The 24,883-nt window shown below is 47.8% G+C and carries 25 protein-coding genes; 3 read left to right on the forward strand and 22 right to left on the reverse strand.

From position 1 onward, the window contains the following. Window position 1: 1 nt before the first annotated feature. From SPIRS_RS10710 to SPIRS_RS10740, 7 genes are all read right to left on the reverse strand, one after another. Complete coding sequence (locus tag SPIRS_RS10710; RefSeq protein ID WP_013254703.1) at window positions 2-1,882, reverse strand: cache domain-containing protein; 1,881 nt, start codon at window positions 1,880-1,882, stop codon at window positions 2-4. Between the two features lie 117 nt (window positions 1,883-1,999). Further along, window positions 2,000-3,565: a beta-N-acetylhexosaminidase gene (locus SPIRS_RS10715; RefSeq protein WP_013254704.1), complete on the reverse strand. Its 1,566-nt coding sequence runs from the start codon at window positions 3,563-3,565 to the stop codon at window positions 2,000-2,002. Window positions 3,566-3,577: 12 nt separating this feature from the next. Further along, window positions 3,578-4,408 (reverse strand): carbohydrate ABC transporter permease, encoded by an 831-nt coding sequence (locus SPIRS_RS10720; RefSeq protein ID WP_013254705.1) that lies wholly within the window; start codon window positions 4,406-4,408, stop codon window positions 3,578-3,580. A gap of 12 nt (window positions 4,409-4,420) precedes the next feature. Further along, window positions 4,421-5,308: a carbohydrate ABC transporter permease gene (locus SPIRS_RS10725; RefSeq protein ID WP_013254706.1), complete on the reverse strand. Its 888-nt coding sequence runs from the start codon at window positions 5,306-5,308 to the stop codon at window positions 4,421-4,423. A gap of 60 nt (window positions 5,309-5,368) precedes the next feature. Beyond that, window positions 5,369-6,688, reverse strand: coding sequence for an ABC transporter substrate-binding protein (locus tag SPIRS_RS10730; RefSeq protein ID WP_013254707.1), 1,320 nt, complete (start codon window positions 6,686-6,688; stop codon window positions 5,369-5,371). A 56-nt stretch (window positions 6,689-6,744) separates the two neighbouring features. After that, entirely contained in the window at window positions 6,745-7,911 is a 1,167-nt protein-coding gene (locus SPIRS_RS10735) for an ROK family transcriptional regulator (protein ID WP_013254708.1), read from the reverse strand. A gap of 73 nt (window positions 7,912-7,984) precedes the next feature. Further along, window positions 7,985-8,572 (reverse strand): DNA-J related domain-containing protein, encoded by a 588-nt coding sequence (locus tag SPIRS_RS10740; RefSeq protein WP_245537754.1) that lies wholly within the window; start codon window positions 8,570-8,572, stop codon window positions 7,985-7,987. 91 nt (window positions 8,573-8,663) lie between these two features. On the opposite strand from SPIRS_RS10740, the gene SPIRS_RS10745 reads away from it, so the two are divergent. From SPIRS_RS10745 to SPIRS_RS10755, 3 genes are read left to right on the forward strand one after another with little or no spacing between them, the layout of a single operon-like run. Further along, window positions 8,664-9,338: a DUF434 domain-containing protein gene (locus tag SPIRS_RS10745; protein WP_148224064.1), complete on the forward strand. Its 675-nt coding sequence runs from the start codon at window positions 8,664-8,666 to the stop codon at window positions 9,336-9,338. A gap of 4 nt (window positions 9,339-9,342) precedes the next feature. Continuing rightward, entirely contained in the window at window positions 9,343-10,323 is a 981-nt protein-coding gene (locus tag SPIRS_RS10750) for a Gfo/Idh/MocA family protein (protein ID WP_245537755.1), read from the forward strand. A 6-nt stretch (window positions 10,324-10,329) separates the two neighbouring features. Continuing rightward, window positions 10,330-11,169: a hypothetical protein gene (locus SPIRS_RS10755; RefSeq protein ID WP_013254712.1), complete on the forward strand. Its 840-nt coding sequence runs from the start codon at window positions 10,330-10,332 to the stop codon at window positions 11,167-11,169. Here SPIRS_RS10755 and SPIRS_RS10760 read toward each other — a convergent pair. The 15 genes from SPIRS_RS10760 to recO all read right to left on the reverse strand — a co-directional run bounded on the left by SPIRS_RS10760 (window position 11,153) and on the right by recO (window position 24,786). Further along, a complete protein-coding gene (locus SPIRS_RS10760) occupies window positions 11,153-11,485 on the reverse strand; it encodes a hypothetical protein (RefSeq protein ID WP_013254713.1) in 333 nt (110 codons plus the stop codon). The two genes, SPIRS_RS10755 and SPIRS_RS10760, sit on opposite strands and share 17 nt — an antisense overlap. A gap of 55 nt (window positions 11,486-11,540) precedes the next feature. Continuing rightward, on the reverse strand, window positions 11,541-12,110 hold the full coding sequence (locus SPIRS_RS10765) for an LOG family protein (RefSeq protein WP_013254714.1): 570 nt from the start codon (window positions 12,108-12,110) through the stop codon (window positions 11,541-11,543). A gap of 13 nt (window positions 12,111-12,123) precedes the next feature. Further along, entirely contained in the window at window positions 12,124-13,107 is a 984-nt protein-coding gene (locus SPIRS_RS10770; RefSeq protein WP_013254715.1) for a dihydroorotate dehydrogenase-like protein, read from the reverse strand. Window positions 13,108-13,245: 138 nt separating this feature from the next. Further along, entirely contained in the window at window positions 13,246-14,706 is a 1,461-nt protein-coding gene (gene gcvPB / locus SPIRS_RS10775; protein WP_013254716.1) for an aminomethyl-transferring glycine dehydrogenase subunit GcvPB, read from the reverse strand. Next, window positions 14,706-16,049, reverse strand: a complete 1,344-nt coding sequence (gcvPA, locus tag SPIRS_RS10780; protein WP_013254717.1) for an aminomethyl-transferring glycine dehydrogenase subunit GcvPA — start codon at window positions 16,047-16,049, stop codon at window positions 14,706-14,708. The genes gcvPB and gcvPA overlap by 1 nt, the downstream gene beginning before the upstream one ends. Window positions 16,050-16,056: 7 nt before the next feature. Continuing rightward, window positions 16,057-16,440 carry a glycine cleavage system protein GcvH gene (gene gcvH, locus SPIRS_RS10785; protein WP_013254718.1) on the reverse strand — a complete coding sequence of 128 codons (384 nt, stop codon included), beginning with the start codon at window positions 16,438-16,440 and terminating at the stop codon, window positions 16,057-16,059. A 22-nt stretch (window positions 16,441-16,462) separates the two neighbouring features. After that, window positions 16,463-17,590: a glycine cleavage system aminomethyltransferase GcvT gene (gcvT, locus tag SPIRS_RS10790; protein WP_013254719.1), complete on the reverse strand. Its 1,128-nt coding sequence runs from the start codon at window positions 17,588-17,590 to the stop codon at window positions 16,463-16,465. 11 nt (window positions 17,591-17,601) lie between these two features. Next, the gene (locus tag SPIRS_RS10795) at window positions 17,602-18,051 is read right to left on the reverse strand and encodes an Lrp/AsnC family transcriptional regulator (RefSeq protein WP_013254720.1); all 450 of its coding nucleotides are present in this window, start codon (window positions 18,049-18,051) and stop codon (window positions 17,602-17,604) included. Window positions 18,052-18,057: 6 nt separating this feature from the next. Next, on the reverse strand, window positions 18,058-19,143 hold the full coding sequence (gene serC / locus SPIRS_RS10800) for a 3-phosphoserine/phosphohydroxythreonine transaminase (protein WP_013254721.1): 1,086 nt from the start codon (window positions 19,141-19,143) through the stop codon (window positions 18,058-18,060). Then, a complete protein-coding gene (locus SPIRS_RS10805) occupies window positions 19,140-20,027 on the reverse strand; it encodes an NAD(P)-dependent oxidoreductase (protein ID WP_013254722.1) in 888 nt (295 codons plus the stop codon). Before SPIRS_RS10805 ends, serC begins: the two co-directional genes overlap by 4 nt. A gap of 182 nt (window positions 20,028-20,209) precedes the next feature. Continuing rightward, window positions 20,210-20,419, reverse strand: a complete 210-nt coding sequence (gene rpsU, locus SPIRS_RS10810) for a 30S ribosomal protein S21 (protein WP_026295115.1) — start codon at window positions 20,417-20,419, stop codon at window positions 20,210-20,212. 30 nt (window positions 20,420-20,449) lie between these two features. Next, window positions 20,450-21,373 (reverse strand): M23 family metallopeptidase, encoded by a 924-nt coding sequence (locus SPIRS_RS10815; RefSeq protein ID WP_013254724.1) that lies wholly within the window; start codon window positions 21,371-21,373, stop codon window positions 20,450-20,452. Continuing rightward, entirely contained in the window at window positions 21,370-23,490 is a 2,121-nt protein-coding gene (recJ, locus tag SPIRS_RS10820; RefSeq protein WP_013254725.1) for a single-stranded-DNA-specific exonuclease RecJ, read from the reverse strand. Before recJ ends, SPIRS_RS10815 begins: the two co-directional genes overlap by 4 nt. Then, the gene (gene thpR, locus SPIRS_RS10825; protein ID WP_041866048.1) at window positions 23,471-24,046 is read right to left on the reverse strand and encodes an RNA 2',3'-cyclic phosphodiesterase; all 576 of its coding nucleotides are present in this window, start codon (window positions 24,044-24,046) and stop codon (window positions 23,471-23,473) included. Before thpR ends, recJ begins: the two co-directional genes overlap by 20 nt. Continuing rightward, entirely contained in the window at window positions 24,043-24,786 is a 744-nt protein-coding gene (recO, locus tag SPIRS_RS10830; protein ID WP_245537757.1) for a DNA repair protein RecO, read from the reverse strand. The genes thpR and recO overlap by 4 nt, the downstream gene beginning before the upstream one ends. Window positions 24,787-24,883 lie beyond the last annotated feature (97 nt).

Raw genomic sequence — 24,883 nt, forward strand, 5'->3', positions numbered from 1 at the left:
GCTATACACTACTTGGTGTTTCTTCGGCGGTTTTGAACTGAGAAACCGAATCCGAAAGTACACCGATTTCTTTGGAATTCTGCTCTCCCTCTTCCATGATCTCTTCTGCCTGTGATCGAATGGAATTCAAGAATTGTTCCATATTGGTGATGGTATTTCGCAGATTAATCGATAATTCGGCAAGATTGGAAGCAGAATGGGAGACATTCAGGATCTTTTCATGGGCCTCGGTAGAGGAGGTTTGGACCTTATCCGAACTGTCGATGAGCGCCGTGAGGGCTTGATCAACCTGTTGCCCCATGGTCTGTAGCGTGTATGTTATCGCGGTAATCGATTCCATTCCGCTGAGAACTTGTTCCGAATGTTCGATGATATCGATAAAGGTACTATTTGCGTGCTTGGTTGATTCTTTACTGGATACAATGGCGCTTGCAATATCATTAAGGCGGGAAGCCACACTTTCCGCACTGTCGCTTGATCCTTTTGCAAGGGTTCTGATTTCATTGGCGACGACGGCAAAGCCCTTTCCAACCTCTCCTGCATGGGCCGCTTCGATTGAGGCGTTGATGGCCAAAATATTGGTCCGTTCGGCAATGGTATCAATCATAGAAACTGCTTCATTAATAGCTACAGCCGCGGTGTCCGCAAGCTCAAGACTCTTTACTGCCTCACCGATACTTTTTTCTCCGGATTTTGCTGCCTTATCAAGGGCCTGCGCCGTTATCGTATAGCGTCCTGCGCTTTGGGCAATAACCTCTATCTCGCTACTCATCCTCCGGACCGAGTCCGAAGCATCGCCTACATCCTTCGACTGCATCTGTGCAAGGTGATTCGTTCCCGCAATGAATTGTTCAAGATCATCACTGAGCTTTTGGTTTGCCTGAGCCTCTGCAGATAGCTGTTTTTCCGAGGCCGAGAGATTTTCCAGGGATATTTGGGCTTCCTTCAGCGAGTCATTGATCGTTGTAATGGAGCTGTTCATTCCGGTCCCTCTTCTCCTGGACCGGTCGACTGCTACCTGGACATTTCGGATTACCTTACTGAATTGGCTGAACAATTCGGAAAAACTTCTTTCAAGTACCGTAACCTCATCTGGAAACCGTCGAGCAGTTATCTCGGGGATCTCCCGAAAGTCGGTTCCTGCCGAACGTTGAGCAATGTCGCTGAGCCTTGTTATCGGTCCCACAACGTTACGTATTCGCCTGAAAATCAGAAGAAACATTACCAGGGGAGCCGCAAGAAGGAAAATTAAAAGAATGATGGTCATTTTTCGGGCGAAACTGGCATAATATGCGGTCAACTTTGTCACTGCAGAATCTATTTCGTCGATATAAGCCCCGGTCCCTACCCAAATAGTGGTTCCTGGGACCATAAGAGCTGTCCCCAGTTTTGGAAAAACCTCCTGAGGGTCGTGGTTAGGTTTCGACCAATAAAAATCCACAAACAGATCGCCGTCTCTCGCCGCTTTGTCCAAATCTCGGATGATATACTGCTTTTTATCAGGCGATTGGAGGTTCCAAAGCGATTTTCCTTCATTGGCAGGTGTCGAGCCGTGGATGATATTTTCCCCTGTTCCTGCCCGGTATGCATAAAAATAGCCGTCCGTACCAAAGCGTAAAGGCCTCACGGCCGTTCTGGCCGCTTCCAGCTTCTCTTCATCGGATCGCTCTTGATCGGCGTAGATGGATTGAATAAGAGAAGCAGCAATTTCCGTTGCACTTTTTAACTCTTTCTTATATCCGTCAAGTAATTCTTGCCGGGCTGTTGTCAGAGCGAAATTTTCGTATTGATGAAGGCCCATCGTCATGAGAAAAAATAATATGATGTAAAGAAAAAAGGATAAACCGATGATAGGCAGAGAAAGCTTTAAGCGTAATTTCATGTTCGGGCTCCATATTCTCTGTATGGTCAAGTTGACGTAGTATATACAAGAAGGGGGATTTGTTGAAGTGGCGGAAAATAGCAATAGTTGCTATTTTCCGATATCACTCATGGTGTGTTACTTTTCTCGGTTTGGAGAAACCGCTTGCCGAAGCATAGAAATAATACGTATAGCTTTTTTTAGGAAGCGTATGAGCACGAACGGATCTCTCCGATACATGTTTCCGTCAATGGAAAACTCTGTTTGGAAGAAACCTTTGAGATGATCTACCCGTTTGATGAAATCGTGTAGGTTTTTCGCCTCTGCATCCGTCCAGCAGGATTCTGCCACTGCAAGGATTCTTGGAAAGAGCTGCTTGTCCCTACTCCTTCTATCAGATATGTGTTCGCTCCACAGGGGAGCCTCGATGCCAAGAATGGCATGCTCCTGCGCCGCCTCTTTGCCGGCATGTAAGTGGCCTGTATACGCATAGGTGGCTTTTAGCGGTACTACTGCTTGTGACAGATCAAGATAGGTGGAGAAATAGTCAGACATAATGAATTTTCTTCCCCGTTTGGATTCTGCCACTGCTTTTTCGTAGGCATTATGATATGGGAACCAGAATTGACAAATAATATCACGGGAAAGCTTCTCATCGATGCCGTCGTTCCATGTTATGAGGTTTTTCCCTTTTGCCGCTGCATATTCCTGGAGCCTATTGGCGAACCATGTATGGAGTTCTCTGCTATTCGACAGGTGTTCTTCCTTCATACGCTCTTGGCACTTGGGGCACTCCTTCCAGCGTCTCGTCGGAATTTCATCACCGCCAATATGAATCCATGGACCTGGAAAAATATCGCAGATATAATCGATGAGTCGCTTTGAAAAGCTTAATGCGTCATCATTGCCGAGGCACAGGAGTTCATAAAAAATGCCAGGCTCCGATGGAATGACATAGGGACCGCCGCTACATCCCAGCTCTGGATAAGCGGCAAGTAACGAAAGACAATGGCCGGGCAGGTCGACCTCAGGTATAACGGTAATTCCTCGTTTCTCGGCATAGGAGACGATGTAATGAAGTTCTTCGGTAGTGTAAAAACCGGGAGAAGGAGCAGAAAGTCCGCCGACCTGTGATAGTAGCGGATAGTCGTTTATCTCCATTCGCCAGCCCTGATCGTCTGTGAGGTGCCAATGGAATTTGTTCATTTTGAGATACAACATCATGTCCAGAATCCGCTCGATTTCCCCTACTGGGCAAAAATGACGAGCGGAGTCGAGCATAAAGCCTCTCCAGCGGTATAAGGGTTCATCGTACACTTTTACTGCAGGAAGCTCCGGTACTGCGGAATGAAACAGTTGTTTTATGGTTTGAACGGCGTATAAAGCACCTGTCGCGGTTTGTGCGGTAATATCGCAGATTCCGTTTGCGATTGTGATTTGATATCCTTCTGGGTGAACCATACCACTGTCATGGCAGAAATTAATGATCCCAGCTTGTGTATGCTCAAAGATAGGCAAGGCTGTATGGCTTGATATGGTCAGCCTCAAATTGTAATGGCGTTCGAGAAAGCGAAGCAGATCTTCCGCTGCGAATTCAAATCCCGGTTCTATCTGAATAAGTGAATCTGAGGAAAGCGCAAAGCGTGTCCTTTCGTCGGCTATGTTTCCATTGACTTGTGGTATGAGTGATAGGCTGTGTTTCATGATGATAATGTACTACTCCTTGGAAACACCTGCGGAAAATCCCTTCGCAAGCTGGTCATGAAAAAAGAGATAGAAGACAATCATGGGGGCGGTTCCTACTACCAGGGCTGCAAACTGTAGACCGTAATCTCTTGACATCCCTCCTGCAAAGCTATTAATGCCGACAGGCAGAGAGCGGATGGCTACCCTGCTGGTCAAGGTCAGAACCAATATGAATTCGTTCCAATTACTCAGGAATGTAAAGATAGTCATTGTCGCTATGATCGGAGTGGCGACAGGAATAATGATTTTCATGAAAATTGCAAGATAGGATGCCCCGTCGATGAGTGCAGCCTCTTCTAAAGAATCGGGGATGCCTTTTATGTAGCTTGTTGATAGAAAGATTTGGAACGGAAGCGCAAAGGCAATATAGGGAATGATCACGCCCAGACGTGTATTATCGATTCCAATCCTGGTCTCAAGGATAAATAGCGGCACAATGACAGAGTGGACGGTTACAAGGAGTCCGGTGAGATATATGCCGTATAGAAAATGCGAAGAGTGAAAATGGAATTTCGAGAAAGCATAACCGGAGGACATGGCGAAAAAAACGGTTATGATTGTGGGAACTGTTGCATAGATTATGCTGTTTAAAAAATAAATTCCCAACTTTCCCAGTCGCCATGACCTTATATAGTTCTCAACATAGAATCCGGTGGGAAAAGCAAGAGGGCTTCGAACGATCGCGGCATGAGGCTTAAAAGAACTGTACAGAAGCCACAAAAGTGGCCCGATGGTTAGTATCGAAAAGAGAATCATCACAAAATAGGAAAAAAATTTCCAAAGATTTTTCGATTGTAACATCACTTCATTTCCTCACGAATATTTTCTGTCGAGGCGTCGGGAAAGTATCTGTAAAAGCAAAATCAGCCCGACACTCAGCAATACGATGATGATCGAGACTGCACTACCGAAGCCGTACTTGTAGTATTTAAAGGTGTTTGTATACATATAAATTGCAATCACTTCGGTAAAATGGGCAGGGCCGCCTCCCGTCATGGCATAGATGAGGTCGAAAGATTTTAGGCTGCCTGTTATTGCAAATATTGTGGTGGTCATAATGACACCTTGCATGAAAGGAAAAATAATATGAAGAAGGATTTGGCTTTCGCTTGCACCATCAATTTCGGCTGCTTCCAAGATTGATGGGGAAATTTTTTGGAGGTTTGCAAGATACATTACCATATACATGCCGGTGTACATCCAGAGAATAACAAAGAGGATGGGAATGATTGCAAGGCTCTGGTTCTCAAAAATTGAGACAACATAGCGGGGATTATTGCTGATTTTCCGTATAATACTCGTATAGAGACCGGACGTCGAGAAAATTTGATTCCACAAAATGGCTATAACAACAGGGGAAATGGTGATTGGTAGGAAAATCATCGTCTCAAAGAATTTTTCCCGCTTTACTATTTTTCGATAAAGAATATAGGCAAGGACAAATCCAAGAGGAATTTGTCCTAAGACAGAGATTGCAACGATTAAGAGATTGTTTCGTAAACCGTGAAAGAAAATTCTATCGTGAAGGATTTCGATATAATTTTTTAACCCGACCCACTGAAGGCTACCGGAACCACTCCAGTCACTGAGGCTGATAATAAGTGAAAAAAGGATTGGAAAAAGAATAACGGATAAAAAAAGAATGAGCGGTGGTCCGGCCAGGATCCAATAGCTTATGATTTTTGTTTTTCTCTGGTTCATTATAATCGTTCCTGGATAAAACACAGGTCGGGGAGAATACCCCGACCTGCATGTATTGCGTTAGTTGGATCTATCGTTTTCTTTTACCCATTCCTCAAGTTTGCTTGCGACATCCTTTGGTGTGGTCAATCCAAACATCATTTCCTGAAGATCGTTATTAAATATCCCGATTCCCTCTGCTCCGACAACAGAATCAAGAACGTATCCCATTGGGATTGAACCAACATAATTGATAAGTTTTTTTATCATGGGATCAACATCGTCAGGAGCCTTCAGGGTATAGGCAGGGAGCCTTCCGAACCTTTGTCTGATGGCTGAGCCTTCTGGGCCGGAATAAAACCAAATCCATTTCCAAGCTGCTTCGGCCTTCTCGCCGCTTAAATCCGAGTTCATGCCGAATCCGGTTCCTGCAACTCCCGATGCCGAACCGCTTTCGCCTTTCTGATTCGGAATATCGGGGAAAGACTCCAGGGACATGTATTCTTTCTGCTCATCGGATAGTTCCCCGACCATATTATTAACCATCCATCCGCCGTCGATGAAGTAAACGGCTCGCTCATTCACAAAATCGTCTAGTCCCTGCATGTAGGCAAGCTGGTTTATGCCGGGAGAAAACATCTCTTTTTCATGTAAGAGATTGATAATCTCCAAGGCATGAACAAAGACATCATCATCAAATCCTGCTCCGTCGCCTTTTACGGCCTTATCGAACCATTCCATTCCACCTGTCCGTTCTGCAAGCATACTTGCAAGACAGGACTGCATTGGCCAGGCGTCCTTATTTGCCATTGAAATAGGGATTAACCCTGCCTTTCTAATGGTTTCTCCCTGAGCAATCAGTTCGTCCAATGTTTTGGGAAAGGCGAGTCCCAATTCTTTCAACAGCTTATTGTTTGTATACATGATTGAAGTAACGCTGATGTCCTCGGGAATCTCCCACATTTCCCCATTGGGGCCCTGTGGTTTCAAGGCAATTGAAGCAAATTCACTTTCGTGACCGGAAAACCAGGGGCGAAGGTCCTGAACATGACCCTCTGAAGTAATGTAGGCAGTTCGTTTTCCAGGATAGACAACCATCATATCCGGTAACTGACCTGAGGCTGCAAGGGTTTGTAACTTCGTGTGATAGGCTTCACCGTATCCGAATTCAAAATTTATTTTGATATTCGGATACTCTTTATTAAACGCCTCGACCAGTGCCTGGAAATTGGGAGCCGTGGTTTTATCGGTTTGATCAAGATAATGATAAGCCGACAAGGTAATTGTATCCGATTCTTGTGTAGTTGCCTCCTCTCCTTTTTTATTACACCCCACGAGAAGAGCTGTGGTAACACAAAAGCTACATAGTACGAATAGTCGTACTATCTCTCTCTTTTTCATGACCTTCCTCCTTTTTATTCTTTTATCCCGTAGCTTTGTAGCCGGGATAGAAATTGCTATTCCTCCATGAAGTAAAGTGGTTGTATCTTTGGCCGGCTGGAAGGTTCATCCAAAGCTTCCAGATTCATAAATACCCTATCAAGGATAAGTCCGGCTGCGCCAAAGGCTACAGCTTGATGCCCCAAGGCCGAGAATTGAATTTCACAACGGGGAGGTGCCGTGGTAAGAGTATTGGCACGAAGCTCCTCATTCAGCATGGTGGAAATAAAAGATTTAAACTCTTCAATATCTCCGCCAATAAAAAGGTTTCCAATATCAAGGGTGTTCACTAAGAAGGCGACGTTACGGCAAAGCTCCCGAATATACTCTTGTAACGCGGCTCTGTCTTTCGCCAGGGGAAGTACATCGGAGTCATGCTTCCAACGTATCTGAGCAGAACTGTTGGGATCATCATTCAGCAGGCTTTTGAATTCACCGGCCGAGCTATAGGTTCCATGGTATATTTTTCCGTTGAAACCAAAGCCCAATCCGATTGTGGGACGCGGCAATTCTTCCTCGGAAGAACAGTATTTCCAGAATTCGATGAGGAGAAATAAGAAATTCTTTACTTGATGTTTTCTACGGAAGACCACTTCTCCCCAGGCCCCGCAGTTTGCATCATTTTCAATGATGATGGGTATGTCACAGTGTGAGGCAACTTCCCTGTTGAAATCAAAAGGTGCATGGAAATCCAAAAAAACGGAGTGTTCTATGATTTGCTTGCCTGCGTCAATGATACCGGAAAATCCAAGACCTATCCCCAACAATGTCCTATTAAGTCTTGTTTCTTCCTGTTTCAGGCTTTTTATGAGTGCCAGTATATCAGAACTAAAACTTTCTGCAGAGAATTGTTGTTTCACAGTGCGGGAAAAAAGAACCCTTCCCTCTATGTCGATAGCAAGCAGGAGCACCGAATCACAACGAATTTCCATCCCTACGACATAAAGCCAGTCACTGTTGAGGAATAACTTTGTGGCTTTCCTTCCGCCCTTCGGCCCCGGGTCCATTTCGGGACCTTCACTGATAACCTCTTTTTTTATAAGCTCATCGATAATGCTGCTTATGCTGGATTTTGTTAATCCAAGACGCTGAGCAAGAGCCGCCCGGCTGAGACCGCCGTGGATCCACATTTCACGAATGACACGAGAGGAATTTATTATCCTTGTTCTTTTGGGCTGTCCCATGGCTATATCCAGTTAGTTCGTTTTTGTACCAACCTCGTAAAAGTATATGACCTATCTGCTCATCTGTCAAGCATTATAACTCGGAAGATGCTTCCAAACGCTCCATTGCCTCGGCTACTTCTCTGAATTTTTGCGCATTTCCGCCGCGGTCGGGATGATGTTTCATGACTAAACGATGATATCGCTCTTTGATTTCCTGCTTACCGGCTCCGTGGTCAAGTCCGAGTACCTTTAAATCCATATCTCTGTTTTCCCAGGATGCAAAACGCCTAAAAAAGTCCTCCAACATATTCCGGACGTCGCTGCCACTGACCGCTTCCATGTTTTGTAGATTGAGATAATAGGCTTCCATCGGATCGGCTTCCTCAAGGGACCCTTTGTTCTCTGTGGTTTGGCATAGCTGGGGGATAAGTCGAATTTCGAGGCAGAAAACGGTAAGGGAACCGCTTTTTGTACTGCGTAATCGTTCTTTCAGTCGGTAGAGAAGATGAAAAAGCAGGAAATGCGAGCAAAAAAGAATGCGATCGGAATCTTCACTACAGAAGAGATCCGGAACCAGCTTATTTCTCAGTTCTTCCCAACCCAGTTCCTGCATCAGATGGAATTCGTCGATACCGTCGGGAAAGCGGAATAGAACGGCACGAATCTTTTCAAGAATCACATTTTCTTCCGCCATGTGCCAATGGTAGTACAGCCGAGGATAAAGCTCAAGCGCATTGAGCTGGATTGTGATACGGGCTATGATATTTGTTATGGAGTTTAGCAAAGCCTTTGCCGATGCGGTCGTTGATTACCGAGGGCTTTTGGATAAGGGATATCCTACGAAAGCTACTTTAAAGCTGGTTGGAGACCGTTATAGACTGGCGAAAGCAGAGCGGATGATTCTCTTCCGGGGGGTATTGAGCCGTTTCGTATCGAATTTGATAGCTTCAAAACTTGTGTACTCTGTTGAGAAGCGGTCACGACTTGCCGTAGATGGCCATAATGTCTTGCTTACCCTGGTAAACTATCATCGAGGGCTTCCCCTGTTTATCGCCAGCGACGGATTGCTTCGTGATGCCGGGGCGGCGTTCGGCAGGAGTCGAAGCACTACCTACATGGAACGCTCTATTTCCCTCTTTATTCAGGGGATCGTCGAACTTGATCCGGAGTATCTGTTGATATGTCTTGACAGGCCTGTCTCTGGTAGCGGAAACTTGGCACAAGCATTACGAAATGCTCTTTCGATTTCCGGAGTGCAGGCAACGGTTGATCTTTTTCCCTCTGCGGACCCAATTGTTCGGGACTTTGAGGGGGATTGCATAACAAGTTCTGATTCGGCGCTTGTTATGAAAGCCGTGTCACCTACCTTTGATCTTGCTATGTGGCTTTTGGGCTGCCGGTACAAATCGACGTTTCCTGATATCAGAGCGTTGCTTAATGGATAAAGCTATGAAAGAGACAAAACAGTGGGCGCTGGTCGGTCTTGGCCGAATCGGTAGCAGCCTTGAAATGGATGAGCGAAGGGAGAAGCCGTGTACTCATGCAGGTGCCATCGTTGTAACGAAGGGGGTCTGTTTGGCAGGTGCTTGCGATACAAGTCGTGAGGCACGAGAGCTATTTTCCCGACAGTGGAAGCATCTCGATCCTGCTCCGTTACTTTTTTCAGACGCCGAAGCCATGCTGGAGAAACTTCGGCCCGATCTTCTTACCATTGCGACTCCTCCTGATACCCATCTGGCACTTGTCCGGCTTGCTCTTTCTGCGGGTGTTCCCGTTATTGTTTGCGAAAAGCCCATCGCATGGACATTACATCAGGCCTCAACAATTCGTTCGTTGGCGCGACAATCGAAAAGTAGAATTATTGTAAATCACGAGAGGAGATTTTCCGCCGACTACCGTGCAGTAAAAGATGCAATCGATCAGAAGCGATATGGAAACTTGCTTTCCATACACGGCACGCTCTATTTCGGTCGGAGTGCGCCACACAAGGCCGTGCTTATCCATGACGGAACCCACATGATCGATGCCGTTAATTTCCTCTGTGATGCCCATTTCATATCAAAACGACGGTTGGGCAATCCTAAAAGCAACAAAGGTACGCTTCAGCTATGCGGGTATGCAGGCGCTGTCGCTGTCTCTCTCGATATCGGTGGAGAACGAGACCATCTTGTATTTCGTCTTGACCTCAATTTTGAAAGGGGGAAGATTGAGATTGGAAACGGGCTCCTTCGCTTCCTTAAAAGCGTGGAGAGCCCGTTTTACTCCGGCTTTCACTCTTTGATGCCCGACATCACACCCCGTTTTCGAAAGACCGGCTATTTTTCCACTATGGCAGCTACTGCCGCAGCCATGGTGGACCAAAACGGAATGCCATCACCCTCCTCTGCCGAAGACGGATGGGCCGTTTTGCGGGCCATATACAGGGTTTGAAAGGGCATGGAACATAGACTTCTTACAAATATTATCTCTGTTCGGGAATTTGAAAAAGCGCTGCGAAAGGGCTTTTTCGGCCAACTTATCGATCTGTTTCGTTTCGGAACAAGTCACCTGATTCCCATGGATGCAGTAACATCGATGCTCGGCTTTTCCTCTCAACGAGCCATCGGGAGAATGATGGTCCCTGTTAAAAAGATTATCGGTTCGGAGGGCCGGGCCTACCAGTTTTCCCGCAGATTTCGTCCGAAATCCACGAGCTTGAAATCGAGATGGATTCGAATTCATCAGGCAATGGAGGAGTATCGGCCCCTGCCTCCCGTTCAATTGTACGAAATCGGTGGATATTATTTTGTCAGAGACGGTAACCACCGTGTGTCGGTGGCTGTGGCCGAGGGCATCCCGTCGGTTGAAGCAGAGGTCTACTCCGTGGATTTTCCCGGTTCGCTGGAAGGTGCGAACAACCTGAAGGAAATCGAAGAGCGTATCAGAGTGGTACAGCAAAAGAGTTTTTTCAACGAAACCGGGTTTTCGACACAAAACAACGACATTTTTGAGACGACATTCCTATTGGGTTATGAAAAACTGTACAGGGCCATTAGGGAATCTGGGCTGAGCGCAGAGAGGTGGTATGGGGAACTCTTTCTACCGGCAATTCGACTTATGCGGGAGAAAGAGATCTGTAAGGCCTTTCCTGGCCGAACTTGTGCCGATATTTTTTTGCTGTTTTACGGGTTTCTGCGGGAAGCGGATGATAAAGATTTGGCAAAACGGGTTTTTATCGAAACGGCAAGAAGACAAAGGAGAAAGCCCCGCTTCTCTCTTTTTATGCCGGGGAAATGAGAAGTCTGGGCCGTGGGCTCGAGGGCAGAAGATGCAGCCTGACAGAGCCTGGCGAGCCGATACGTTCGAGAGATCTGCTACTCAACTCAACGGTACCGAGCCTGCACTCATTTTTTTGGACTACGATTCCTTCAATTGCTACTGCCGATCCATTATGGAGCATATCGATCGAATCGCCGAGAAAGAGACTAACAGGTGCTTCCGTCATCATGAGGCCAATATCAAAACCATCGTTCGGGTTGATTACAATGTGTTGTTCCGAAATATTAAAATCGGCCAAGACCTTCAAGACACCCGTCTCACGCATATTGTCCATAACTCCTCCGCTGCAATTGATGGTATGAATTTTCCCTAAAAAAGCAAATTTTTCATCACCATTTTTGCACCTCGGAGGGGCGGAAATCTTCAAGAAGAGAAAAAACTTCATTACAACTTTGGGAAACAAGAAGTTGCCTACGATGTGCTTCTTTCAGAAACCCTTCGCTTACCGCATGGTCGAGCATTGCCAAAAGCGGGTCATAAAAGCCGCAGATATTCAAAAGCGCTACCGGTTTTTGATGATAGCCCAGTTGCAGCCAGGTAAATACCTCAAGAATCTCCTCCCAGGTACCAATCCCCCCGGGAAGAGCGATAAAAGCATCGGCAAGGGCATACATCCTTGCCTTACGAACATGCATATCCGCCACCACTTCGAGGCGAACCCCCGGCTGAGGGGCAACATGACGGTGTATTGCTTCGGGAATTACACCGATAACCTCGGCAGAACGTGAGAGAGCGGCCCTTGCAACCTGGCCCATCAGTCCAACACTGCTTCCCCCATAGACAAGGGCCAGTCCCCGTTCGGCGACGGCATACCCCAGCTTTTCAGCCCACTGCATATAGATAGGCCTATTTCCTCCGCTGGAGCCGGAAAAGACTGCAACACGCCGCAAGCCATTCATCTGTCTGTAGGATTCAAGCGATGCCCACCAGCGCTTTTATATATTGACTCCGCTCGTAGGCTTCCGGACGATTACTTCGTTCCTGACAAAGCATACCGTTGAAATCGGCAATGGTCCCAAACCCTTTACGGTCCATCCAGTCGCTAAGAAAATCGAGAATTTCCGTAATAGTTCCGGTTCCGTTTTGGATCAGCGAGGAACAGAGCTGGACGGTTTTTGCACCGGCCAAAAGCTGTTTGACAGCTGCGGCTCCATCGTAGATTCCCGTAGAAGCCGAAAGATCGCTTTCGACCTCACCACTCATGAGGGCGATCCATTGAAGTACCATACCCATCTCTTCGGGAACGCTCAAAACAGGGCCCGCAGAAAGCTTCAGCTTCTCGATGTCAAGATCGGGGCGGTAGAATCGATTAAAGAGGGTTATACCGGATGCTCCTGCCTTGGAAAGTTCTGAAATGGTCTTTGCCATGCCGCTGAAATAGGGACCGAGCTTGACCGAAAGAGGGATCGAAACCTGTTTTTTCACCTTTTTAAGAATCGAAAAATATTCCTTCTCAATTTCGCTACCGTCGGTTCCCGCATCGGAAGGGATGATAAAGATATTAAGTTCAAGGGCATCGGCTCCGACTGCCTCAAAACGCTGGGCATATTCCGTCCAGTTTCCGGCGGAAACACAGTTGACACTGGCGATAACCGGTATGGAAAGCTTCTCTTTCGCTTTTTCCACCAAAGCAAGGTATTCATTTAAGTAATAGTCTCTGCTGCTATCTCGCAAGAAATCATATGCATCGGCGTGGGCATCAAAATCGAGACCACCAATCATCCTTGAAGCATCATGGGAGATCTGTTCTTCAAAGAGACTCTTCAGCACAACAGCCCCTGCACCTGCTGCCTCGCATTTCTCCAACCCACGCAGATTGGCGGTCAAGGGAGAACTGGAAACCATTATGGGATTTTTCATCGGGATATTCATATAGGTGGTCGAAAGATCAGCCATGTATTCCTCCTCACTCACTCATGTTTTTTAACGTATTTGACGCGTCGATCATTGTATACACTCAGCCCTCTTTGAGCAAGCGACTCTTTTTGTAAGGAGGACAAGATGATACTACTATACATGAAGACAGCGACCGGATTATTCCGGCCGCCAGGCTACAATAGGATGTTTTGCCGCCTGTACTTCATCGACTCTCCGTACCGGTGTCTGGTGAGGAGCATCATGGAGCTTTTGAGGATCGACAGCCGCCTGTTTGGCTATCGACTCCATGACCTCAACGAAGCGATCCAAGGTCTCTTTTGATTCGCTTTCCGTCGGCTCAATCATCAGTGCTTCAGGAACGATGAGGGGAAAGTAGATTGTTGGGGGATGAATTCCCGCATCGAGAAGGGCCTTGGCAACATCCAGGGCGGAAATACCGAACTCTTCCTTTATGTTCTTGGCGCTTAGGACGAATTCGTGCTTGCAGATCCCCTCGAAGGGAATGGAAAAACTCGTTTTCAGGCGTGAGCGGAGATAATTGGCATTAAGAACAGCCATCTCGCTGGCAGCGGTAAGCCCATCCGAACCCATGGCAAGCAGAAAAGCGTAGGCCCGTGTCAAGACCCCGATGTTGCCGTAGAAGCCGCTGATTCTTCCTATCGACTCGGGATGAGCAAAACAGAAATCGTAGGCCTCTCCCTGTTTCTCCACATCTGGAACCGGCAAAAACTTTACCAGGCGCTTTGAGACCAGAACCGGTCCAGCTCCCGGTCCTCCGCCGCCATGCGGGGTGGAAAAGGTTTTATGGAGATTCATATGGATAACATCGAAGCCCATATCCCCGGGGCGCACCTTCCCCATGATGGCGTTCAGGTTTGCACCGTCGTAGTAAAGCAGGCCGCCGGCATCATGGACCAACGTTGCAATGGTTTCGATATCTTTTTCGAAAAGCCCAAGGGTATTGGGATTCGTCAGCATGATTCCCGCAAGGTTTTCATCAAGGTGCTTTTTCAGGTCTTCGATGGAAACAAGACCTCGGTGATCAGCTTCGATCTCCTGGACCTCAAAGCCGGATATATGGGCGGATGCGGGATTCGTTCCATGAGCACTGGTCGGAACAAGAATTTTTCGACGGTCGTGCTCTCCCCTGCTTTTAAAATAGGCCTTGAAGAGTTTCATGCCGGTAAACTCCCCATGTGCACCAGCGAAGGGCTGGAGCGTGCCCCATTGCATTCCGGTAAGCTCGCACAAGCCTTTGGTAAGCTTGTACATGAGTTCGAGGATACCTTGTACATCTTCGCTCGGCTGGAGGGGATGTAAGGAGGTAAATCCGGAAAGAGCGGCAATATCCTCATTTACCTTGGGATTGTACTTCATGGTACAGCTTCCCAGGGGATAGAACCCTGCATCAACACCAAAACTACGGGATGCCAGTTCGGTGAAATGTCGAACGACATCCACTTCACTCACTTCCGGCAGGCATGTCTCACCATTGCGTCGATAGTTCTCTGGTATGAGATTATCGATAGGCTTTGTTTCCACATCGTTTTCGGGAAAGAGGAAGCCACGCCGTCCGGCTACCGATCGTTCGAAAATCAACTGTGTTTCCCCGTCCATTACAACACCTCCCGGGCAATGTCAACATAGCGGTCCATTTCTTGCTTTGTCCGCTTCTCGGTGACGGCAATGGTCACAAGCCCCTGATACCGTTCATCAAGATTTTCAACCCGGACACCTCCGTAGATTCCTCCCGATCGAAGAGCCTTGATCAGATCGTCCGTTTTGCTACCAATATTCAAGGTAAATTCGTTGAAAAAGGGCTCGGCAGAGAGGGCTTCGGCTCCAAGCTCTTTTACAAGTCGATCGTGCAGGTAATGGGCCTTTTGCAGACAGAGATTTCCAGCCTCTTTAAGGCCTTGCTTGCCGATAAGCGACAGGTAGATGGTTGTTCCTAGGGCTGCGAGGGCCTGGTTCGAACAAATATTACTTGTCGCCCGTTCCCGTTTTATATGTTGTTCCCGAGCCTGAAGGGTCAGAACAAAGGCCCGCTTTCCCTCCGCGTCCGTCGTCTGTCCGACGATTCTACCCGGCAGTTTTCGCATAAGCTTTTCCCGTGTTGCTATATAACCGACGGAAGGGCCTCCGAAATAGGAGGGAAGACCGAAAGGCTGGGTATCACCAACGGCTATGTCCGCATTCCATTCTGCTTGGGAACGTGCAATACCGAGGCTCATGGGATTCGAAGAGACGATAAGCTTGCTCTTATTATCGTGTACCGCATCGGCAAGGCCTGTAAGATCCTCCAGATAGCCGAAAATGTTCGGTGTCTGAACCAGGACCGCTGCCACTTCGGACTTCAGCGCATCCCTGATCGCGGCAAAATTGCTTCGCCCCTTTTCTGCCGGCACTTCGACGATATTTATGCCAAGATCACCAAAATAGGTTCGAAGGACAGCCTTGGTAGAGGGATGTACCGTTTCGGATACCAGAATGGTATCGCTGTTTCTGGATGAATTGACCGCCATAGCCGCCGCTTCGACCGCTGCCGTGGCGCCATCGTAAAGTGAGGCATTTGCGACATCCATGCCGGTAATCGAACAGATCATCGACTGGAACTCGAAAATTGCCTGCAGGACACCCTGGCTGATTTCGGCTTGATAGGGAGTATAGCTGGTATAGAACATGGGAAGGCCCATGATCCGCCCGACAACGGAAGGAATAATATGGTCGTACGAACCACAACCGAGAAAGGATATCGCTGACCGGTTTTTTTCTGCCAGATGAGAAAGCTCCTGATAGACTTCCCACTCTGTTTTTGTTTTGGGGAGATTAAGCTCTTTCTGGAGTAAAACCGAAGGTGCAATATCAGAAAAGAGATCATCGATGCTCGAGACCCCGATGGTTTCGAGCATCGATTTGATCTCATCCTCGGTCTGGGGAAGATAAGGATGTTGGATCATTTTGAGTTTATTCCTCCTCTTTGAGGAATGCCTCGTATGCGGCGGCGTCCATGAGATCGTCGAGCTCAGAAGTGTCGCTCAGCTCAAGGGCGAAAATGAAGGTATCGTAGGGGGCTTCGTTAATGGTTTCAGGAGCATCCTCAAGTGCATCATTGACCTCTGTTATCTTGCCGGACACCGGAGCATATACAGGGGCTGCAGCCTTTACCGATTCGATGTTGACGACTTCGTCACCTTTCGAAACCTCGTCATCAAGCTCGGGGAGTTCCACAAATACGATATCACCGAGTTCTTCCTGGGCATGATCGCTGATTCCCACATAAGCAACCTCGCCCTTTACCTTCACCCATTCATGATTTTCAGTATATTTCAGTGATTTGTCTACGCTCATTGCCATACCTCCTTTGGCTCTATTATTTCTTACCAGTATTCTTATAAAATGGTGTTTTGGCCAGTCTGGCACGCTTCTTTTTCTTGCCGATTTCAATTTCGATTTCATCGCCTATCTCAAGGCCGATTCCCCGTTCGATGAGTACAAGGCCGAGGAAAGAGTCGAGCATAGGACTTTTGGTCCCGCTTGTTACATAACCGATCTCACGATCGCCGAGGAAAACCTTGTATCCTTCTCTGGGGACTCCTTTATCGACCATTTCACAGCCTCTCAGACTGCGGGGAATTCCCTTTTCCTTCTGTTTCAGCAAAGCGGACTTTCCACAAAAATCTGAATGCTTATCGAATTTTACGAAGAAAGAGAGATTCGCTTCAAGCGGAGAGATAGTATCGGAGAGTTCATGGCCGTACAACGGAAGTTTTGCCTCGAATCGCAGGGTATCCCTGGCCCCAAGTCCACAGGGAAGAACACCCCGTTCCTTTGTTTTATCCAAAATAAAGGTCCAAATATCCGCTGCATCGTCAGCATTACAGTAGATCTCGAAGCCATCCTCACCGGTGTAGCCAGTCCGGCTTATAATACAGGACTTACCGGCGACAGGAATATCGGTTCGAAAACGGAAAAAGGTAATCTCATCTACGGCCTGACCAAGCAGTTCCCTGAAATAATCATTGGCCTTCGGTCCTTGAAATGCAATTTGGGCATAGCGATCGGACTGGTTACTCACCTTAGGCTTATCGCTTTCACGCTGCATCCAGGGATTCGCCGAGCTGATCCAGACAAAGTCTTTTTCTACATTGGCGGCATTCGCGACGATGAGAATTTTCTCGGCGGAAAGACGGTAGATCATGAGGTCGTCCACGACTCCTCCGTCGGGCCTGCACATGAGAGCATAAAGGCATTTGCCGTCGTTCATCTTCGAAATATCATTGGTAACAAGATAATCGACAAATTCGACGGCCCGAGGGCCCTCCACCATGATTTCTCCCATGTGTGATACATCAAAGAGACCTGCATTCTTCCGTACAGCCATATGTTCGGCTATGATACCGGTTTCAAACTGAACAGGAAGTTCCCATCCCCCGAAGTCTATCAATTTTACTCCGTCGTACTGTTTATAGACGTCGTAGAGGGGCGTTCGTTTCAACATCCTATAACCTCCTATATAATATAGGGAACCCGAAGGTTGTACCCCTGATAGACGACAAAGGTTTCGACCTCTTGAATTTCACCGACTTTGGACAACTCCTCGGTGAAAAACTCAAGCAGTCCAAACCCTTCGTTTTCATCCAGCAAGACCTGGACAATAAGATCGTAACGACCGGTGACAACACTGACGGATACCGATCCTCTCAGATTGCTGAATTCTTTTCCTTTTCTAACCAACTCGGTGGTCGAAAGCTTCACTCCGCAAATGATCAGTCGATGACCAGGCAGAGATTCCGGGTCCACAAGACCCGAAATCTCCAGAATTCCTTCCTCAATCAACTTATTGACCCGGGAACGAACCGTATTTTCCGTAATGGAAAGCTCATCGGCTATCGCTGAAAAACTCTTTCGGCCGTCGCGAAGATGCTTGATGATTGCTATGTTCGTTTCGTCGATCTTCATGACAACTCAGCCGTTTTTGCGCTGAAACTCCTTCATAAATTGTGCAAGGGTGGAAACCGCATCCTCGGGAAGGCTATTGTAGATTGATGCACGACAACCACCCACACTTCTATGTCCCTTAAGACCAAGCATTCCAGCCTCTTCACTCTCTTTCAGGAATTTTGCTTCAAGCTCTTCGTTCGGCAGTCTGAAAACCACATTCATTGTCGAGCGATACTTCTCGTCCACTGGGCAGCGGTAGAAGCCATTGCTTTCGGCCATGGTACCGTAAAGCAGTGCCGATTTCTTTTCGGCTCGCTTTGCCATTGCTTCTGCACCGCCTGTCTTTTTTATCCACTCAAGCACGAGCTTGATTCCCCAGATACTGAAGACGGGAGGGGTGTTGTAGAGGGCGTTGCTCTTGGTGTGGGTCTTGTAATTAAGATATGCGGTAAGATGATCACCACATCGCTCAAGCAGGTCATTGCGGATGATCGCAATGGTAGCACCGGCCGGTCCGAGGTTTTTCTGGGCTCCCGCGTAGATCATGGCAAATTTATCAACAGGTACAGGGCGGCTGAGAATATCACTGGACATATCGGCGATCAGCGGTACATCTCCGGTTTCGGGCCAATGTTTCCACTCGAGCCCCCCGATGGTCTCATTACTGGTGAGATGAAGATAGGCGGAATTTGCGGAAGGTTTAACAGAGGAGGCCTCGGGAAGGGTGGTATAGTTCTTATCTTTCCCGTCGAAAACGGCATGTACCTTCCCTATCTTTTCCGCGTCGGTATAGGCCTTTTTCGCCCAGGTACCGGTCAGGGTATAATCCCCGACCTTACCGTCGACGAGGAAGTTCATCGGAACCATGCTGAATTGAAGGGTTGCACCGCCTCCGAGAAAGATGACGCTATAGTCGTCGGAAATTCCCATAAGCTCTTTTATTAAAGCGATGGCCTCGTTGTGGACCTTATCGTAGACCTTCCCGCGATGGGAGGCTTCGATCAATGAGAATCCGTTGCCCTGATAGTCCACAATATTTGCCTGTAGCTCTTCAAGCACTTCCACGGGCAACACGGAAGGTCCGGCATAAAAATTAAGTTTTCGGCTCACAGTTTTCCTCCATCAATAAGTTCCTTGATCGTTGCATACGCCTCGTCTCCGATTCGCAGGAGATTTTCTTTGCTGCTGGCCCCAATGTGAGGCGTAAGCACTACATTCGGCGCCTTCAGTATCGGATAATCATCTGCAGGCGGATCCGAAGGATAGACATCGGTGGCATAGGCTTTTACCTTGCCCTCCTCCAGGGCCTTTACCATGTCGTCGGCCTTAACGCAGGGGCCTCGTCCCGTGTTGATAACCACGGGATTCTTGCCACAGACCGCAAAGATTTTGCTGTTCAGCATTCCCTCGGTTTCGGGAGTCAAAGGAAGGTGAAGAGAGATGTAATCGGCATCCCGTACCGCTTCTTCCAAAGAAGGCTTCATCTCTGCATAGGGGCTGGAAGAAACGAACTTGTCGAAAGCAACTACCTTCATGCCGAAAGCAGCGGCGCGTTTTGCAACCTCGGTGGCGATGTTGCCGATACCGACAAGACAGAGGGTCTTTCCAAAAAGCTCTGTACGTTTCAGCTCTTTTTTCAGCCACTTTCCCTCTTGCATTCCGTTATGTGCCTCAATAATCCTGTTGGGAATCTGGATCATGAGCGCAAAGGCAAGTTCCGCAACAGCAATGGAGCTGGCTTTGGGAGTATTGCGGACAATGATTCCCTTGCTTTCCGCGTAGGTTTTATCGATGTTATCGATTCCTACGCCACCTCGGATAATGAGCTTTAGTTTTTTTGCTTGATCGATCCATTCGGCGGTACATTTCGTTTTGCTTCTGACAAGCACGATGTCCGCTTCCGCAAGCCGACTTTTGTCGTCGGTAACCTCTCCAAAACTCGAAAGTTTTTCTGGGAGGGCCGCGTCAAACGCATCGGAGATTAATATCAGCATGGATGCCTCCTGTCACTATTTATACGGAAAAAGACTATCTTATTTTTAGGTTAATGTCAAATAAATATTACTTATTTTATGTTTTCGGTAATTATTTCCCCTAATTTAAGGGGTGGCTAATTATTATGATATTCAGTGACCATAAAAAACGGTCGAATCAACACGATTCGACCGTCTGCCAATCAATAGTTCTTCATTGACTGAATTTTCCGAAGCTTCTTCATTTGTTTCCGCTCCAGAGCTTTTTTCTTGCGGTTATTGATGGTAGAAGGTTTCTCGTAGTACTCCCGCTTCTTCCACTCCCGAATAATACCCTCTTTTTCCACCATTCGTTTGAAACGTTTGATTGCTTTTTCCAGAGGTTCGCTATCGTCTACTCGAACAAAGGCTATGTGAATCACCCCCTTCTTTCCCAAATTAATTTATTGTATCGGCGATGAAGAAGCCATGTCAAGAGGAGTAGCCAGCAGACTAAGGGGATCAATTGGGATGCCTGCGACCCTAATTTCCCAGTGAAGGTGGGGACCGGTGGCAAGACCTGTCATTCCCACGACGCCAATGTGGGTATCGGCATCGACCGTGCTCCCCTCCTCGATATCGATTCTATCCAAGTGGAAAAAGACGCCGTATACGCCCGGGCCATATTCGATAACCACCGTATTGCCGGTAACGATTCGTGGGCCTGTAAAGACAACAGTACCCTCGCCCCCTGCGGATATCGGCGTTCCCACGGGAGCGGCAATATCGACCCCAGAATGTATCGACAGGGCACTGGTGCCGTCGGAGTAGCAATACCTCCTTCGATCTCCGTACCAGGCGGAAAAGCGCCCCCCCGTTACCGGTAGGTGCAAGCTAAGCTTCTCGTCAAACGGCCTTCTATGGAATGTGTTATAGATCGCATGGATGGCTATTGCCTCTTCTACCTTTTGGGGATCATCATCGCTTCGTAGATCGCTCATCTTCTGGTTTAGGGGTATATCCTCTTTAAGAAAGCTTCCCATCTCAACTGAGAGTTCTTGCTGCCAAAGAAGAGTTTTCCCGGAATAAAGCATCAGGAGAAAACTACCGCTTTGAAGGGTGGAGGGAAGACCCAGCAATGCAATTTCTTCCCTCATTCCTTCCTTTCGCGAATTTTTAGCTGGGAAGGTATTGGACGAGATAATATCCTTGCCCGCCATGTCACGAAGAGCAACGGTAAGCCCGTTTTCGCTTTGGGTGTGGATACTCAGGCTTACAAGGGTCCCTGCGACAGCTTTTTTCGGTGCTTCGACCCAAAGCGTCTGCTCTGCAGCCACCATCGTGATCGGTAACAAAAAGAGGTTGAAAATCATCATGTAGCGTTTCATATGGATGCTTGTCTCACATCGAGAATGGTAAGCTGCGGTTGTTCTCTGTTCTGAAAATAATTCCGGCCTAAACGAAATAGGATATCAACCTGGTCTCCCTGTTGGAAATCGACACCGACACGATCGGCGGAACGCCAAAAAACGGCAGGCCACTTGAAACTTCCGGAATCAACCAGCAGTTTTAGATGAATGGGATCCGGCTTTCCTATAAGAGAAATTTCGGCAAGTCTGACCCGTTTTGCCATGAAAACAAGGGGGGGACTCTTTTCTCCATAGGGTTCGAATCGTTCGACAATGTCACAAAGCTCCGGTTTCATGTACGAAGGAGGAAGTTCTGCATCAATTTGAATGGCTTCTTCTTCATTTTGGGGAACCTCCATTCTTTCCACCATTTCGGCAAAGCGTTGCAGAAAGGAGGGAAAGTTTTCGAATGTAAGGCTAAAGCCCGCGGCAAGATCATGCCCGCCAAAATCAAGGAGAAGATCAGAAAAGGATTCGAGAAAGGTTTTGGCATTTATTCCCTTCACACTTCTAATAGAACCGACAAGGTGGGTATCAAGGTGGGCGATAACCGCTGAAGGGACGCCAAAGCTTTGCACAAGTCGTGAAGCAAGGATGCCGGTGATACCGCGGTGGAAGCTTTTGTCTTCCACGAGAATAAAGCGTTCGCCATACTGGGTAAGACTCTTTTTTGCCAAGGGAACGACTGTCTTCCAGGCACTTTCCCCAAGCTTCTTTCTCTTCCGGTTGAGCGATACCACCTCATCGGCAAGGGCCGCCCGTTTCATGGCATCGGTCTCCAGCAGCAGATCCGCCGCTTTTTCCGGTACGCCAAGCCTTCCCGTGGCATTAATGATCGGACTAATCTGCCAACCTACGTCGGTAGTAGAGAGCCGTTTGCCAAGAAGGTTTTGGCGTACCAGGAGTTCCTGTATCCCCCCTCTTCGGGCTTCCGAAAGGAGTTTCATTCCCCGCTTAACGAGAATCCTATTTTCATCTTCAAGAGGCATCATATCGGCAAGGGTCCCGAGAGCAACAAGGTCCAAAATCGATTCATAGGCCCCAGAAAGACATTCATACCGCTTCATTACCCATGCGTTAAAAATGGAGAGAAAGGTATCTATTTCTCCCTTCCTTTCCCCTTCGTAACGGTTGCTTCTGCTCCTTTCCCGCAGTCGAAGAAGGCTTTCCCCCTTTGTCTTGGGAAAACTTTTCCATATTTCGGGAGCGACATCGACAACCCCGATATCGACATTCGGACCGAAAAGTTTCTTCATCAGGGCGATCTGACTCTGTTCGTCGTAGACTAAAATCTGCTTGCCGACCAAAAAATCCGCCAACCTGGTTTGATCGAAGCGTACTATGTTGGGTACCAAGTTTTCCACGATCCTATCCTGTTCAACAAGATTTTCCAGTTTCACCGCTTCGAAAATGACCGTTTCGTTGCCCGGTCGAACATTGAGCAGAACAATTTCTTCTTTATAAAAATCGGTCTTGGCGAATTCGAGAGCCCAGATAACCTTGGAGACCACGCCGACGGCCGCGAGCCCTGAAAAAGGATAACCGCAATCGGCTATTTTGGGGTTGATAATGGCAAGGGCACAGGGTAACTCATCCGAAGGATTGTGATGGTCAATTATCAGGGTATCTATCCCTTTTTCCCTTGCATATGCAATTTCACGATAGTTAGAGATACCACAGTCGACGGTAATAAGCAGAGTTTCTTCATTGCGTTCCATGAGATCAATAAGCTCCATGGTCAGACCGTAGGGATCATCCCCCTTTGGTAAAGACCATGAAACCTCCAAGCCCATCCCCTCAAGCTGCTGCTTCATAAGAACGGTGCTGGTGATACCGTCGACATCTCTGTCTCCAAATATCCTTAATTTCTCACCTTCGTCGAGGGCGAGAAACAGACGATCGACCACCTCTGTCATCTCATCGAAAAGAAAGGGATTATGGGTAAAAGAAAGTTCTTCCTCGATATGAAACTTTACATCATCGGGTGAAAGAACCCCTCTCCTGGCCATAATCGAAGCAATCAAAAGATCAATTCCGTATTGCCGGGAAAGATCACGAACCACTTCGGGATCAATATCACTTTTCTTCCAAATCATCCTGCCTCCCCAAAGATAACGAACCAAAATTGCTGTAGCAGGCCCCATTCTGGCGGAGCTGTGAGCGATAAAGGATGATACGATCGACAACACTTCCGCCTTGTATCGAGGCCCCCAGCTTACATAACATTTCTCTCTTGATCTGCCTCTCTCCGCTTTTTCCTTTGACCCTTGCCACCGTAATATGGGGAAAAAACCGTCCTCCGCGTTTTTCTTTCCAAAGGGTATGGTTGATCACCCCATGTAGACGTCGAACCTCATCGCTCCCCTCTTGTACGGGGAGATGGAGTACCCGCGGAGGGCCTCCGCTCGGGAAAGTTCCTATTCCTTTCCAAGTTATAGAAAAAGGATGCGCGGCATGATCTATGCGAAGAAAACGCTCCCGTAAGGAATACGCTTCATCATCGCCGCACTCTCCAACAAACATCAAGGTTATGTGGAGATTTTGCGATGGTATCCATTTGAGCGTCGGATATTGCCGACGTAACGGAGCAAGCCCTCGCATGATTTCCTCCCGCGCATTATCGGCAAGCGGAAGTGCGAAAAAGAGTCTCACAGCAACTCCGCAGTCTTAAGGGGTTGATCAAGTGCCTCTCCTAAAACCCTACGAAGGATCTTTGTTAACTGACGCTCCGTTTGGAGATCGGTATGGACCTTTACCGCTTTCTCGAAGGGAAGCGCCTCCGTAAAACGGAGATACCGCACTCCACCCGGTCCAAGAGGCAGATCGGAGGCTCCCTTACAATGGCCACATAAAAACCCTCTGGCAAGGGTATCAAGAAAAACCCCTTCGCCTTCCGTCGCAACATGTCCGCAGGATGCACACTCTTCCACTTCACTTCTTACACCGAGGAGTCCAAGAAATCTCCAGCCGAACTGAATGAAGACGTGCCATCGATCTTCACTTTGCATGGTATCGAGTCGGGTTAAGGCCTCCAGTAACAGGGGGAACAGCAATGAACTCTCTCCTCCCGCTCCGAAACTTGCCAGAATGAGTTCGGCCCAATAACAGGCAATGTAAAACCGTGAAAGATCGCCGCGAATTGCTTCAAAGATCGAATAGCTCTCGATATCGTTAATTTTTGTCCGACCTCTGACCGGATCCCGATAGCAGTAGAAATGCCCCCAGGTAAAGGGATCGGTACTTCCTCCAAGCTTTCCCTTTCCCTTGTAGGCGCCATAGGCAACTGCATCGACCAAACCACTGTCGGAAGAGAGAAACGTGACTCCTTTATGGATATCTCCAACTCGGAAAGTCCTCAGTACAATGGCGTCGGTCTGAAAGGTTCGACTCATCGACTTATCATACGGGATCGAAAGCTTCATGTACAGACTTTACTTGCTATAGCTCTTTTTTATGATTACATTTTTACTGCCCGGACGCCGACTGCGG

This window comes from Sediminispirochaeta smaragdinae DSM 11293, assembly GCF_000143985.1.
Taxonomy (GTDB): Bacteria; Spirochaetota; Spirochaetia; order DSM-16054; family Sediminispirochaetaceae; genus Sediminispirochaeta; species Sediminispirochaeta smaragdinae.